Annotated in this window: 12 protein-coding genes, 1 pseudogene and 1 riboswitch; of the genes and pseudogenes, 2 read left to right on the top strand and 11 right to left on the bottom strand. The window is 34.9% G+C overall.

All coding sequences use genetic code 11. From position 1 onward, the window contains the following. Positions 1-4: 4 nt before the first annotated feature. From G4D63_RS12135 to G4D63_RS12125, 3 genes are all read right to left on the bottom strand, one after another. Entirely contained in the window at positions 5-922 is a 918-nt protein-coding gene (locus G4D63_RS12135) for a proline dehydrogenase family protein (protein WP_163179936.1), read from the bottom strand. 206 nt (positions 923-1,128) lie between these two features. Next, positions 1,129-1,617, bottom strand: coding sequence for an HIT family protein (locus G4D63_RS12130; RefSeq protein ID WP_163179935.1), 489 nt, complete (start codon positions 1,615-1,617; stop codon positions 1,129-1,131). 124 nt (positions 1,618-1,741) lie between these two features. Further along, entirely contained in the window at positions 1,742-2,602 is an 861-nt protein-coding gene (locus tag G4D63_RS12125) for a dimethylarginine dimethylaminohydrolase family protein (RefSeq protein WP_163179934.1), read from the bottom strand. A gap of 177 nt (positions 2,603-2,779) precedes the next feature. On the opposite strand from G4D63_RS12125, the gene G4D63_RS12120 reads away from it, so the two are divergent. Further along, a complete protein-coding gene (locus tag G4D63_RS12120; RefSeq protein ID WP_163179933.1) occupies positions 2,780-3,262 on the top strand; it encodes a hypothetical protein in 483 nt (160 codons plus the stop codon). A 90-nt stretch (positions 3,263-3,352) separates the two neighbouring features. Here G4D63_RS12120 and G4D63_RS12115 read toward each other — a convergent pair whose 3' ends face one another. The 6 genes and pseudogenes from G4D63_RS12115 to G4D63_RS12090 all read right to left on the bottom strand — a co-directional run bounded on the left by G4D63_RS12115 (position 3,353) and on the right by G4D63_RS12090 (position 8,404). Beyond that, positions 3,353-3,910, bottom strand: coding sequence for a peptidoglycan-binding domain-containing protein (locus tag G4D63_RS12115; protein WP_163179932.1), 558 nt, complete (start codon positions 3,908-3,910; stop codon positions 3,353-3,355). Between the two features lie 120 nt (positions 3,911-4,030). After that, on the bottom strand, positions 4,031-4,762 hold the full coding sequence (locus G4D63_RS12110) for an amino acid ABC transporter ATP-binding protein (protein ID WP_163179931.1): 732 nt from the start codon (positions 4,760-4,762) through the stop codon (positions 4,031-4,033). A gap of 21 nt (positions 4,763-4,783) precedes the next feature. Continuing rightward, positions 4,784-5,539 carry an amino acid ABC transporter permease gene (locus G4D63_RS12105; protein ID WP_163179930.1) on the bottom strand — a complete coding sequence of 252 codons (756 nt, stop codon included), beginning with the start codon at positions 5,537-5,539 and terminating at the stop codon, positions 4,784-4,786. Positions 5,540-5,599: 60 nt separating this feature from the next. Continuing rightward, positions 5,600-6,433, bottom strand: a complete 834-nt coding sequence (locus G4D63_RS12100; RefSeq protein WP_163179929.1) for a transporter substrate-binding domain-containing protein — start codon at positions 6,431-6,433, stop codon at positions 5,600-5,602. Positions 6,434-6,553: 120 nt separating this feature from the next. Further along, a riboswitch (Lysine riboswitch) is annotated at positions 6,554-6,735 on the bottom strand. A 150-nt stretch (positions 6,736-6,885) separates the two neighbouring features. Beyond that, positions 6,886-7,791, bottom strand: coding sequence for a Cof-type HAD-IIB family hydrolase (locus tag G4D63_RS12095; RefSeq protein WP_239585971.1), 906 nt, complete (start codon positions 7,789-7,791; stop codon positions 6,886-6,888). 56 nt (positions 7,792-7,847) lie between these two features. After that, positions 7,848-8,404, bottom strand: a pseudogene (locus G4D63_RS12090) (cysteine hydrolase family protein). Positions 8,405-8,594: 190 nt separating this feature from the next. Between G4D63_RS12090 and G4D63_RS12085 the strand changes: the two are divergent. Further along, on the top strand, positions 8,595-9,092 hold the full coding sequence (locus G4D63_RS12085; protein ID WP_163179928.1) for a GNAT family N-acetyltransferase: 498 nt from the start codon (positions 8,595-8,597) through the stop codon (positions 9,090-9,092). A gap of 113 nt (positions 9,093-9,205) precedes the next feature. On the opposite strand, the gene G4D63_RS12080 is transcribed toward G4D63_RS12085, so the two are convergent. Continuing rightward, entirely contained in the window at positions 9,206-12,427 is a 3,222-nt protein-coding gene (locus G4D63_RS12080) for an SNF2 helicase associated domain-containing protein (RefSeq protein ID WP_163179927.1), read from the bottom strand. A gap of 149 nt (positions 12,428-12,576) precedes the next feature. Further along, positions 12,577-13,938 (bottom strand): aspartate aminotransferase family protein, encoded by a 1,362-nt coding sequence (locus tag G4D63_RS12075; RefSeq protein ID WP_163179926.1) that lies wholly within the window; start codon positions 13,936-13,938, stop codon positions 12,577-12,579. Positions 13,939-14,338 lie beyond the last annotated feature (400 nt).

Genomic DNA, 14,338 nt, shown 5'->3' with positions numbered 1-14,338 from the left:
AAATCTATTTTTTTGTGATTCCTTTTAAAGCAAACGCAATATTAGCTGGACGCTCTGCTAGTCTTCTCATAAAGTACCCATACCAATCAAGACCATATGGAACGTATACACGTACTTTATATCCTTCTTTTACTAACTCCTTTTGAGTCGTGTTTCTCATGCCATACAACATTTGGAATTCAAAAGACTCTAAACTAATATTGTGCTCTTTTACAAGCTGCTTTGTATAATCTATTATTTTGTCATCATGTGTGGCAATGGCTGTATAAAGACCATTTAATAGATTAGTTTTGATAAGTTTTTTATAATTTTCATCAACATCTGACTTTTCTGGATATGCTACATTTTCAGATTCTTGATAAGCGCCCTTTACAAGCCTTAAAAAGGGTTGATATGCTTGCAAATCATAAAGGTCGTTCTCAGTTCTATATAAATAGGCTTGAAGCACTGTACTAATATAGGTGTAACGTTGTTTGAAATCTTTAAATATATCTAGCGTTTTTTGACAACGCTGTTCATCTTCCATATCGATTGTGACCATAATTTTATGCTTTTCAGCTGTATCTAGTATTCGTGTCATATTCTCATAAACTAGTTGCTGATCGATGTCCAATCCTAAAGATGTCATCTTTAAAGATACTTGAGATTCTAGATTATAAGCGGATATCATCTCTATTGTAGAGATACACTCATTCGCTCTCTCAATTGCCACAGCTCGATCTGTTACAAACTCACCTAAATGATCAACCGTAACAGATAATCCTTGGTTATTTAAATCTTTAATAAAAGGAACAGAGCTTGGAAAATCAATGCCTCCAATTAATTTTCCAGCTGCAATGCTTCCACCCCAATTTTGGGCTGCACGATTCAATGTCTTGTTTTTTGAAAGATATAAGAAAAAATCTCTTGAAATAGTCTGCACAACATACACCCCCATGGTATTAGCTTTTGTTTTAGTTATAGAGTAATTAGGTATAGATACTTTATTATTCTCTTCTTAGAATTTATCATTTGGGGTGGATTGGTAACAATGTATAAGAGATACAAAGATTTTGCCTTGAGTTGTGTAAAAAACACAAGTAAAACAGTGAAATGAAAAAAGAGCTTTGATAACCAAATCAAAGCTCCTTACTTTTCGTTTAATTCTTCAGTTAATGCTTCAATTGCGCTCATCACATCTTTTAAATTTTCTTTATTATTCATATTGTTTCTTGCATGAAGAAGAACTGGTCTAAGTGATTCTACAGATCGACCAAAATCATACATCCATTCATAGCGTGGAACCATCCAAGTGTGAAAATGGTGAGTGGTATCTTCGTTATAAAAATAATAGACTGATTCAATTCCTAATACTTCACGTTGAGCCTTTCTGATTCTTGATAGTAAGTTCATGTAATCAACTTTTTCTGCTTCAGTAAGTTCATCAAAGCATTTTATGTGACGTTTGGATGCCAATATAATTAATCCTCTTATTGGATAGGCAACATCCTGGTGAGCATGAAAATGCTCTGTTTCAATCACTACACCGCCATCAGGTTCTATTACCCCACTTGTTAAAGCACAACTTAAACACTCAACCTCTACTGTTTTTCCATTAGATAATGTAATTATTCTCAATGAGTTCCCTCGCCTGTTACGTTTATTTCTTTCATTATAACAAAATACATCCTAGCGAAGAATAAAAAGGTAAAAGCCACCTATAAATGAGCGGCTTTTACCTTTTTCAAATACAGAGCCTTACTTAGCTGTTAGATCGTAATAAAGGAAGCGTGCAGCAACGGAAAGATCCACCTGATTTAATAATCTCAGTAATATCAACTTCTATCACTTCAAACCCTCTGTTTCGAAGCTCTTGATTAACCTTCTTATTAACAGGTACACTCAAGATTTTCTTATTTCCTATGTTAAGAACATTGGTCCCAAGTGTAAATTGTTCATCTTCCTCGACTTCAATTAAATCATATCGTGTTTTAAATATTTCAACTTTATCAGGAGTAAATGCATCTGGATAAATCAAAGCTGTGTCTGGTGAAATTATGTTAAACACACAATCTAAGTGCAAATACTTTTCTTGAAATTCTACAGGAATCACCTTATGATCAGTTAAAATACTTTGTAAATGTTCTGCTGCCTTCAAATTGGTTCGATCGCTTAACCCTACAAAAATAGTATCACGATCAATTACCACATCTCCGCCTTCAATTAAATCCTCTAATAAATTGAAATATGAAATTTCTTCATCATCTAGCCATTGCTTCAACACATTTTCTTCACCTTTTCGTAAATCAGCTGCCATATGTGTAACAAAAACGGTCTGTCCAATCGTAACCCCAATATCTCGTGTAAATACTTGTTCTGGATATTTCTTATGATACGGTAATAAAACAACGTCAACCCCATGTTCTCTTAGCGTTTTAACAAGATCACTATGCTGCTTTAATGCCGTTTCGATATGTATACCTTCGTTTTTAAAATGCCTTTGTGTCTCATTAATAACATCGCGAATCTCCATATATTCAGGCTGACATAATACAACCTGTTTTAATACATCATATTCAGTATTGCAATACGTTTTTGAACTTACTTTAGAGTTGTTTTCCATGTAGACACTCCTAATAATTGAATTATTATTAGGTTTTCCAAAACAGTACATTATATTAGTTTCTACCTAATAAAGAAATTCAAGAAAATTAAAAATCGCCCCATTGAAACTTCTCCATTAACAGTTTCGACAAATTATCCATATATATATAATAACAACGCTATATGGAGGTGCCCTTTGCGTAACTGGTTAAAATTTGTAATTTTGACTTATCTTTCTTTTATATTTTTTGGGAGCTTTTTAGCTGTCGGTATGCTTTTTACCGGTTATATTGAAGAAAGGTTTCCGTTTATCTCAGAAATCGAACTCTTTTTATATTATTTTTTTGCAGGAGCAATTGGGGGTTCATTAAGACATCTATATATGTTTTGTTCTCATTATATAAAGGATAACCTGAACAACTATCGTGTTTGGATCATGTATATCTTTTATCCTATATTTGCAACTGGAACCGCAGTCATTGCTGTAACTTTAATTCAAAGTGGCATATTATTTATCGAATTTACCAATCACCAAGAAGGCCCTTACGCACAAATAGCCATAGCCTTCCTAATCGGCTTCGGATTTAACAGATTTTTAGATAAACTAAATACCATCTCAAGTAACATGTTTGATAGCAGGGACAAAGGGACAGGTACGTCGTCCCAAAATAACCAATAACTAAAAAAAATGTACTAGGCTTTTTAGACATAAATCAAAAGGCATGAACTCAATTTACTGAATTCATGCCAAATCTTAACTCATTTACTGTTAATCATTTAAAACTTTATCCATTACTGCTTTCGTTTTAGGTCCAAAAACTCCATCATTAGCTAATTCTGGAAACCTTTCTTGAAATTTAATTAGAGCTACTTTAGTTTGAGGCCCGAACACGCCATCCACTGACACTTCATAGCTCATGTCAACTAGACCTTTTTGAAGTGTTTTTACAGCCTCTCCACGACTACCAACCTTTAGAACGCTGTCTGCAAACCCAAAGGAATTAACTGCTTTTGAAAGAGCAGCATGTGTGTTAGGTCCATATACACCATCTTTCGCTAATTTTTTTGACTCTTGAAATGCAAGTACTGCCGTTTTTGTGTTAGGACCGAAAATACCGTCTTCCGAAAGTTCTGCCCCCATTGCTAGGTTCAAGGCACGCTGCATGTTTTTCACGCTTTCACCTTTTGAGCCTTCTTTAATTACCCCTGATAAATCGAAAATAGAATAATTAATACTCTCCTGAGCATCAGCTCCTCCTGCAGGTATACCTAAAAATAAAACAGATGCTGTTAACACCGTTGCTGAAAAAGTCTTCCATGTATTCAATGAATCCATCTCCCTTGTATTTAATTTCACTTATGAAACGCATAATAGGTGTAAATTGTTTCAACAAATGTGAAAATAAAAAAAACACAGCTTTGTATGCTGTGTAAAAAGAAGATCTAATTAAAAAGTGCGTTTTAAAAACTCCCTAGTTCGTTGTTGCTTTGGATTGTTAAAAATTTGTTCAGGAGTTCCTTCCTCAGCGATAACCCCTTTTTCCATAAAGACAATCCGATCTGAAACTTCCTTCGCGAATTCCATCTCATGTGTAACGATTAACATCGTTAATCCTGATTGAGCCAACTCTTTCATGACTTTTAATACTTCTCCGACCATTTCTGGATCAAGAGCTGAAGTTGGCTCGTCAAATAGCATGACATCAGGCTCCATCGAAAGAGCACGGGCAATCGCAACACGTTGTTTCTGTCCACCAGATAACTGCCTTGGCTTTGCATTGACATATTGATCCATTCCAACTACTTTTAGATACTTTAATGCTACTCTTTCTGCTTCTTCCTTGGAGCGTTTTAAAACCTTTACTTGTCCAACTACGCAGTTTTGAAGCACATTATGATTATTGAACAAATTGAATTGCTGAAAGACCATTCCTAAATTTTTTCGATATGCATGAACATCGTGATGATCATCTAATATATTTTCACCTTTATAAATAATTTCGCCACCACTTGGCTTCTCTAGAAGATTTACACAACGAAGTAGAGTGGATTTTCCCGATCCTGAGGAACCAATAATTGTAACGACTTCCCCTTTATTTACCGAGAATTGGATATCTTTTAACACTTCATGAGCCCCGAAAGACTTACTCAAATGTTGAATACGAATAATATTTTCCAAATCGTTCCCCCCTTTCTCTACCTATATCGTAGTATTTGTCTCCGTCTTGTTAGTCTGTACAGGCGTTCCTACCATAGTGTAATTATTGGGACCATCCAACCTGCGTTCTACGTATCGTAAAATAACAGTGGAAGTAAATGTCAAGACCAAGTAAATAGCTGATGCTATGAAAAATGACTCGAAATATTTAAAATTGTTACCAGCAATTGATTTAGTCTGGAAATATAGTTCTGTAACAGAAATTACGTTTAACACAGACGTATCTTTAATATTAATAATAAATTGGTTTCCGGTAGCTGGGATAATATTTCTGATCACCTGTGGTAGTACAACATTGGTCATCGTTTGAAAATGGTTCATTCCGATTGCTTGTGCGGCTTCATATTGTCCCTTATCTATAGATACAATTCCACCCCGGACAAACTCAGCCATGTATGCACCCGTATTAATTGACACAATCAGAATAGCTGCAACAATACGGTCCATATCTAGACCAAAGGCTAGTGCTGCACCATAAAAAATTACCATGGCTTGTACAATCATTGGAGTACCACGGAAAATTTCTATATAAATTGATAAAATTGCATTTGTAATTTTTAAGAGTGTCCTTTTAACTCCTCGCTCTGGTAACGGAATCGTACGTATAACACCTATTAATAAACCAATAATGGCTCCAAAAAATGTACCAATTAAAGCTATTAATAGTGTTACACCCGCTCCGCGAAGAAACATTGGCCAGTTTTCGATTAGTATTTTTACTACCCACTCGAAGCTCATGATTTTCCCCCTACAAATTGGAAACCGACTACAAAAAAATGCAGCCGGTTTTCCTATGAATTATTCTGCGGATGGTTGATTTTTAATTGCAGCATCCATAATCGATTTACGTTCTTCTTCTGAAATTTCTGCTAAAATAGCGTTAATTTCTTCTGTTAACTTGCTACCTTTCTCTAGGCCAACAGCAATTGCTGTATCATCTTCAGTTGTTTCAAAACCTTCTGTGAACTCGACCATGACAAAGTTTTCATTAGCTGCAGAAGCACTTATACCTTCAGGTCGTTCTGAAACATATCCATCAATTACACCAGACTCAAGTGCAACTCTCATTGCAGGGAAATTATCCATTGCTGTTTGCAGATCCACACCTTCAATTTGTTCAATTACTGAATAGTGGAAAGTGTTTAATTGAGCTGTAACTTTTGCACCACTAAAATCTTGGATTGATGTTGCATTTTCAAACTCGCTACCTTTTTTAACTACCATTACTAAATCAGTTTTATAATAGTTTTCTGAGAAATCAATCGTTTCTTTACGTTTTTCAGTGGGTGACATCCCCGCGATAATTGCATCAATTTTACCTGAAGTTAATGCTGGCACTAATCCATCCCATTCAGTTTTTACAATTACTAGTTCCTTGCCTAAACCTTCAGCTATTCTTTTTGCGATTTCTACATCGTATCCACCAGCATACTCAGCATTTCCTTCTATTTTAACTCCACCATTCGATTCATCCTTTTGAGTCCAATTGAATGGTGCATACCCTGCTTCGAGACCTACCTTAAACGTATTATCTTCTGACGAAGATCCAGTGTCATTTGATGTTCCACAACCTGTTACTAGAATCATAGCTGATAATGCAATAGCTAAAAATAATGATAATTTCTTTTTCATTTTGTTACTCTCCTTTTTGTTCCTGTTGTTGTTGGCACCTAGTTGATTTACAAATAAAAAACGACCTGAGATGAACTCAGGTCGCTATATACATAGTTGCCTATAATTCCTCTTCTTCTCTAATGAGATAGCACAACTCAATAAACTAGGATGTTTATCGAGACAGTCCTGCAGCTATTAACTGCAGACCCAGCAAATAATAGTCGAGTCTATCATTTACTTCGGCAATATCTCCTTCTCTTTAGTGTCATCGCTACTCACGCTAGCTAAAGACTGTTAGATCTTGCACCTCTACCTCACTAAATAAGCGAGGCAATATTTTATTATTAAGTTAAAAAGACATTTTAAATATTACATTATCCGAAACAAACTGTCAAACTATTAAATTGGATCACTAATTGTACAACTCAATAAAAATATAATACGACAGCTAATGATCTGTCCCTGGAATTTTATAATACCTCTAAAATGGCTTTTGCAACCCCATTATGATGGTTTGTATCTGTAATAATCTGTGCATGTTTTTTTACTTCTTCAGGTCCATTACCCATTGCAACAGATCTACCTGCTATTTTGAGCATTGATATATCGTTATAATTATCACCTATTGCCATTGTCTCTTTTAAGCTAATATTGTTTTGTTCCACAAATTCTTTCAATGCAATTCCTTTTTGAGCTTGAATACTATTTATTTCAATGTTCTCTTTCCCAGAAGAGGTAATCGCAACATCTTGTATAGATGAAAGATTTAACTTTACCTCATTTAATTTTTCTTTATCAAAGGAAAACACAATTAGCTTGTACAAAGGAATATGTTCATTCTTTAATAGGGTTGAAAAATCATCAACCAGATGAACCATTCCTTTTTCAAAACGCTCCTTTGCTGCTTTTATAGCCTTGTCATAATCACTTCTTATACTCGCACTCATAAAAATATCCATAATAACAGTTAATGCCTTATCATAGTCTTTTGTATATGTCCCTTGACTTGTATAAAGTTCATAATAAGCATCATGCTTATGAAGGATGGTGGCTAGCTCTTGAGCTTTATCTCTCGAAAGTGGATTAGAACCAATAGCTTCTCCTTCCACATTTCTTGTTTCTGCACCATTAACAGAAATTAGAGGACTTCGAATTCCTGCTTCATCTAATACATATTTAGCTTCTCTATAAGACCTACCTGTTGCAATGACCACCTCAATCCCTTCTGATTGAGCTTTTAAAACGGCTGCTGCATTCTCTTCACTTACTACATGATCATTGTTTAGTAACGTCCCGTCCATATCAATTGCAATACATTTAATAATAGTAATCACCTCTGTGTTGTGGGATAAATGTAAGAATCCCAATTCATTCAATTTGTATCTTCCCTACAAGAGAGGTCATTTAAACCTTTCCTCCTGAACAAACTTTTTTATTGCAGTTTGTTTAACAGTTCGTTTGTCGTTACAATTGTTGCGAATTCCTTATGAAGTGTAGCAAGCTCCACTTTTTGTATCTCATCTGCCGAATGTAATTTCCATTATGATCAGTAATTTCAAAGGCAGCTATTGCATCCGATACTAAATAGGTTTCAAACCCTAGATTTCCACTCATTCTAGTTGTTGTTGGAATACAATGTTGAGTAGATAAACCTGTGATGACTACCGATGTAATATTTTCTTGACGTAAATATGATTCTAACTGCGTACCAATAAAAGCACTATTAACATTTTTAGAGAATATCTTCTCGTTTCCTTGAGGCTGAATACTCTCCTTAAATTCAGTTCCTAGCTTATTTTTGTGGTTAAGAGGTGACTGTGGCAAGAGAGAAAGATGCTGCGAATAAACAACATTCCAGTTTCGGCTCCGCCATTCTGTAAGTAACTTTAAGATGTTATCCTCGGCATCAAGATTATTGCGAGAACCCCAGTACGGATCATCAAATCCCTTTTGTACATCTAATACTAAGAGTGCTGGAGGATTAAGCAAATTAGTCTTCGCATTAAGTCCAATATAGCTAAGAATGTTCTCATTAATTATTCCCCGAACCCAATAAAATACTATAAAAATAATTATAACTTTCCCTATTTATCACCTAATGTGCATAGTGCTATAATTTTCTGTAAAAAAGGCTGTTAAAGTAGCCTATTTCTTCTAAGAGAGGATAAGTGAGAATTTTATGATTGAACTAAAACCTTTAACTGTTCATGACGGAATGGATGTATTTGAACTTGTTCAAGAAATTACTGAAGGTGGAAACGGCTTTATCAACAGCTTATATTCTAGTAGTTTTGAATTGTTCCAAGAGAAATTACATAAAAATGTTGAAATGTCCCTGGCTTTAAACTTGGAGCCTCAGTACGTCCCCCAAACTATTTTTTGGTTATATATAGACAACAAGCCCGTGGGATATGGAAAGCTCAGACATTATTTAAACGAAAACTTACTTCAACATGGTGGACATATTGGTTATGTGATACGACCTTCCGCGAGAAGGAAAGGTTATGCGAAGATTTTGCTATCAGAACTACTGAAGGAAGCTAAAAAACTAAACATAGAAAAAGTCCTATTAACATGCGATGAGTCAAATATCGGTTCTAGAAAAGTTATAGAAGCAAATCAAGGTCTTTTAACTCAAATCAATAATGAAAGCTGCTATTATTGGATAGACTTATAGAATTATTGGTAATAGATAGCTGTATATTTGTGTATGGTTAAGTAAAAAAAGTAACAACCTAGAATTTCACTCCTAATTGTTACTTTTTAACTTATTTTAATTTAACCTGTTAACTACCCCTCTATCTTTAACAATTCCTTAATATCTTCTTCAGTTAGTGTTGAAGCTGCTCGGTCATTCGAATGAATTATTTCCTCCGTCAAATGACGCTTTTTATCTTGTAGCTCATTCATCTTTTCTTCAATCGTTCCCTTAGCAACAAGCTTTATTACATGTACGTTTTTGGTTTGCCCCATTCGGTAGGCACGATCGGCCGCTTGCTCTTCGACTGCTGGGTTCCACCACATATCATATAGTATAACCGTGTCTGCACCAGTTAGATTTAACCCAGTTCCACCTGCTTTTAAGGAGATTAAAAAACAATCTCGCTCTCCACTATTAAACTTTCCACATATTTCTACTCGTTCTTCTGATGAAGTTTGTCCATCTAAATAGAAAAAAGGAGTGCCCCTTTTAGTTAGCTCTTGTCCTATTAGCATAAGCATTTTGGTAAACTGAGAAAAAATTAACACTCTTCTACCTGATACCCTTGCTTCTTCTAAAATTCTTAAAAGCTGTTCAAACTTTGCTGAACTCCCCTTATAACCATCAACAAATAACGCGGGATGACAACAAATTTGGCGCAGCCTTGTTAAACCTGCCAATATTTTTATACGGTTTTTTCGAAGTGTATCCTTATCCAGGTGCTTCATTGTATCGTGACGTAGTTTGGCAAGGTAGGCTGCATAAAGTTTTTTTTGTTCAGGAAATAATTCTGCAGAATCCATAGATTCGATCTTATCAGGAAGTTCCGCTAAGACATCTTCTTTTAATCTACGAAGAAGAAATGGTTTAATTCTCCGAGAAATCGTTTTATTAGTAAGTTTGCTGTATTCCTTTAAACCTCTGAACAGTTCTGGAAAAACAACATAAAATATTGACCATAGTTCCTCGATTGAATTTTCCACTGGTGTACCGGATAGAGCGAATTTATGATGCGACTGTATTTTTTTGACCGATTTTGCAGTTTGAGTTAAAGGGTTTTTAAACACTTGAGCCTCATCAAAAAATACAGTATGGAACTTTTGCTTTTCAAACCAATCTACTTCCCGTCGCAATAAAGGATAGGAGATAATTATTACATCTATCTCATTTATGTTCTGTTGAGTTTGTTGTCTCTCTTGTTTATTTCCATCCATAACAATCGCTTCAAGTTCAGGTGCAAAATTGGTTAGCTCATTTAACCAGTTATAGGTTAGCGAAGATGGACAAACAATAAGGACCGGCTCCTTCCTCTCTCGAATCTCAGTAATTACCGACAATGCAAATGTAATCGCCTGTAAGGTTTTGCCTAACCCCATATCATCTGCAAGAATTCCACCGAACCCATAGTTGGCTAAAGATTTCATCCATTTAAACCCAACTGTCTGATAATCTCGTAAAATAAACTCGATGCTTTTTGGAACCTGAAAATCTAAACTACCAGGATCTTTAATACTCTTAAGGAATTCACGAAATGATTTTTCCATAGAAAAAACATCATTTGTTTCAATAGAATCTAGTAACTTCATCCCTTCAATGATTGAAATACTAGATCCATTTTCTAGATGTTCAATTTGATCAGGAAAAGCATGTAAAAACTTATGAACTTCTTCAAATTCTTTAGTTTCTAGTGAAAGCAAAGAGCCATTTCGTAATCGATAGTATTTCCTCTTTTCTTCTAAGGCAAATAAGACATCTTTAATATCCTCATCAGGGATCCCATTCATTTCAAATTTAAATTGTAGCCAATTTGTTCTTTCCTTCTTAACTTTAACCCGTATTTGTGGTCTTGCTTTCTCTCTAAAGACCCGATTTCTAACGGCAGTCGTAGCATAAATTTGAACAAGTTTTTGTAGTTTTGGAATCATATAATATAAGAATTCATATTCTAACTCTTCATTGTGTAAATAGTAACCTGAATCAGTTTGTATAAACGAACTCTCATCCATTAATTCAAGGATGATGCTTTCAGCTTTAGTATCTCTAATAATTAATGAACCTAAATTTGGCTCGTCTTCCTCTATCGGATTGATCAAATGGTTTTCATATTGAAATTCTAACCCAGCTAATAGTCGGTCTTTTACTCGATCTAAATATAGCTTCGCTTTTAATGGTGTTCTGACAAACTGATTTAGAATTTCTTCAGAAAATTTAACTATGCCTAGTTTCTTCAAACCAGGCACTACTTTTTCTACAAAGAAACCCATCTGCTGATTGGAGACTGGTATATTATTTGTTCCTGATACTTGAAGCATTTCTTTAAGATCACAAAGGCGTTTGAAGTCTTCACTTTCTAACTTAATAAGCTTCTCTTTATAAAGGATGTATTGATAAGAGTTCAATATGATAAATTCTTGCAAACCACTAACATTTAGGTCGTACCCCTTACCTTCCCTTTCAATTAGTCTGAACTGTAGGGGAAGAGTTTGTGTTGATATTTCTAGTCCATGAAACATGAAATTCTCATAATATAGCTTCACATTAGGAGCTAATAAAAGTAATGGTAAAAGACGATCCCACGACAAGGGAGAAATGAGCAATGTATCTCGACTAATTTCTGAAGTATATTCATTAGGTAGTCCCTCAACAAATACTTTTTCATCCCTTAACACTTGTGTTAGAAGTTGCAGAACATCATCATTTTCTTGTTGAAAGCAATGAAGGGATGGATCATATGAAAATGACAATGACAATAGGCAGTTCTTCCCCCGACTTAGATGCTGTAGAAAGTTACGAATATTTTGTACCGGAGTATCTCCAACCTTCAATTCTATTCCAAGTATGTGTGTTTCCCTCTCAATCTCAAAGGGCTTACAAATAAATTCAACATCCAAAACTTCTCTGTTCTCAAAATGAAGCTTCTGACCACTCATATGCTTAGGTTCATTATTAAAGATAGTTAGTAACCCTTCCGTTAAAGCTAGACTAGTCAAAGAGTCAGAATGATTTTCCATTGTAGGTGTTGATCCTTTTTGTTGATATTCAACTAGTAACAGCAAAACAGCAGCTACGTGCTGACAATCCTTTTGGAATGATGCTAGTTTGGGACAGCTACAGGTTGTTTGAAAAGTCCCTGTCGTATCAATTGTAATACTTACATAAAAATCTTCAGTACCTTTCACAATTGCTTCACAAAAGAACTCTGTATAATTAACGACATGTATTTTATTACCACGATAAAAAGAATCTCCTCTTTTGAAGGAGACAGTTCCACACATTTCTTTAATCATTTTATGACTTAGTTTGTATTTCACATATCCCGCTCCTTCCTTTGGTAGATTCTATAACGATATTTAATCATTGTATCATATTTTAAACACCCTTCAATGTTTGAAAATGTTTATATGCCTGTAAATTATAGTAAGTAAAAAACTCCTCTAGTTTCGGAGGAGTTTACTCAGTTTTAAGATGTAGAAATTGCATGAATTTCCTGTGTTAATGTGTTGATTAAAAATTCAATCTCATTCTCTTCAATATTCAAAGGTGGAGCTAAGCACAGGACATTATTATATCCTGCAACGGTTGCTCCATTTCTGCCTACAATCAAACCTTTCTGTTTACACCCAGCTATTACTCTATTAACTAGGTCTGCGTCAAGTGGTTCCTTGGTCTCTCGATTTTTGACAAGCTCAATACCTATAAGAAGACCTTTACCTCGAACATCACCTACAAAAGGGTGACTCTGTAAATGAACATTTAATCTTTGTTTTAGGTCTTTCCCCATATTTTTCGAACGCTTATATAGTCCTTCTGACTCCAAGATTTCAATGTTTTTTAGAGCTAGTGCACAGGCAGCTGGATTACCACCGAATGTATTAATATGACGAAAATAATCATATTGCTCGTTTCCTTGAAAAGCCTCATATATATGTTTTTTTACAGCAGTTGCGGCCAATGGTAAATAACCACTCGTAATGCCCTTTGCCATCGTTATAATATCTGGTTTGATTCCATAATTCATAAATCCAAACGGTTCCCCTGTTCGACCAAACCCACATATCACTTCATCTACTATTAGCAGAGCTCCATGCTTTTCACACACTTCTTTCACACCAGCCATATAACCCTCAGGGGGCATAAGGATACCACCCCCAGTTATGATTGGTTCCATGATGACTCCTGCAATGGTTTCACTAAGTTCCCATGTCATCACATGGTCTATTTCCTTAACTGATGTTAATTCCAATGGATTACTCTTGTCAGATTCTGGTGAACGATATGAATCAGGAGGAGCCACTTTTAAAAATCCCGTTGCAAGTGGTTCATATTTAAGCTTCCTTTGGGCTTGACCTGTTGCAGCTAATGCTGCTGCTGTATTTCCATGATATCCTCGATACCTTGAAATGATTTTATATCGATTTGATTCACCGATTTGTTGATAATATTGTTTAGTGATCTTAAAAGCGGTTTCATTTGCTTCTGAACCACTATTGGAGAAGAAAATGACATACTCATCTCCTAGTAGTTCTTTTAATTTATTTGCGAGTAGAATGGCCGGTTTGTGACTTTGTGTTAAAGGATAGTACGCCATCTCTTTTAGTTGTTCAAAAGCAGCCTCTGCTAGTTCCGTTCTACCATAGCCCACGTTTACGCACCATAATCCTGCCATTGCATCTAAATATTTTTTTCCAGTATGGTCTATGATCCAAGAACCTACTGCTTTTTCTACAATCATGGTCGAATCAGGACTATATGGTTTCATTGAATGCCATAGATACTCCTTATCCTTTGTCATATACTCCGAATTTCCTTCGATTTCCGTCATCCTACTCACTCCTCTTTTATATCGTTACTTTTTGGCGATTTCTATTAACTTTAAAAAGGTGAAATTGGATTAGGGCGTTTAAGTCATAAGAAGAAAATGAAAATAATCTTAACAAAAATTAAAGAGTTAAAAGACCAGAAGTCCCAATATACCAATTGTTTATTCTTAATGATGTTTTACCTATTTATATGCTGAAACAATATTTGTAGAGACATTTAAATTGTAATTTTTCTAGGATTCTAATTATAAAAAAAGGTTGAAAACAACCTGTTTTTTTAGGTGAATAAAAAAAACTCGCCTTTATTGAACTGCACCAAAATTGTTAGACAAAAAACTAACAATGGAGGTGCAGTTTTTTTTATGGCTAAATTTACATTTGAGGACAAGTTATGGGCAGTAA

It is taken from the genome of Bacillus mesophilus (assembly GCF_011008845.1).
Classification (GTDB): domain Bacteria; phylum Bacillota; class Bacilli; order Bacillales; family SA4; genus Bacillus_BS; species Bacillus_BS mesophilus.
This window is presented reverse-complemented; position numbering and strand designations above follow the sequence as displayed.